This is a genomic window from Shewanella sp. N2AIL (assembly GCF_022690845.1).
Lineage (GTDB): Bacteria > Pseudomonadota > Gammaproteobacteria > Enterobacterales > Shewanellaceae > Shewanella > Shewanella baltica.
Genome location: NZ_JALBYT010000078.1, coordinates 1 through 758, shown reverse-complemented (window position 1 = coordinate 758; position 758 = coordinate 1). Strand labels below are relative to the sequence as shown.

Here is a 758-nt window from a genome sequence, read left to right as displayed (position 1 = left end):
AGAAGTGGGTAGCTTAACCTTCGGGGGGGCGCTCACCACTTTGTGGTTCATGACTGGGGTGAAGTCGTAACAAGGTAGCCCTAGGGGAACCTGGGGCTGGATCACCTCCTTACCTATACGACTAACTTAATGTTTGTTGAGTGTTCACACAGATTTGCTTGATAGAAGAAAGAGTAAAAGATAAACCTAGTTAAATAGGTTCATCAAAGATGGGTCTGTAGCTCAGCTGGTTAGAGCGCACCCCTGATAAGGGTGAGGTCGGTGGTTCAAGTCCACTCTGACCCACCAAATCTTCGTTCTCCTTTGTTAAATTAACACTCGTTTAGTGAACTAAACGTCGCGTTAATTTGCCGCGGATAACTTGATTTGGCAAACCAATCCTTTTAGAGGTTTGGAACATCTTACTTACTCGCACTGCATGTAAATGGGGCTATAGCTCAGCTGGGAGAGCGCCTGCCTTGCACGCAGGAGGTCTGCGGTTCGATCCCGCATAGCTCCACCATTTACACCTTATTCTGACTTTATTGCAAAGTAATAAGGCATATGCATTATGGATAGAGATGCCAAAGATAAACTTAAAAATTATCTTTGGCTTTTTTAAGCCCGCTCTTTAACAATTTGGAAAGCTGATAGTATTTAATTGCATGAGTCTGTCATGTGATTAATTACAAAACGATGTAAACGTGGAAACGTTTGCATCATGAGTTCTCAAACACTTTATTAAGTGTCTTGAATATTCAAAAGTAAATTATTCTTTG

Annotated in this window: 2 tRNA genes and 1 rRNA gene; all 3 read left to right on the top strand. The window is 41.8% G+C overall.

What is annotated here, in order from left to right:
* A 16S ribosomal RNA gene (locus MO387_RS20775) occupies positions 1–112 on the top strand; the annotation flags it as partial.
* Between the two features lie 99 nt (positions 113–211).
* Positions 212–288 (top strand) — tRNA-Ile (locus MO387_RS20770).
* A 138-nt stretch (positions 289–426) separates the two neighbouring features.
* Positions 427–502 (top strand) — tRNA-Ala (locus tag MO387_RS20765).
* The last annotated feature ends 256 nt before the right edge of the window (positions 503–758 follow it).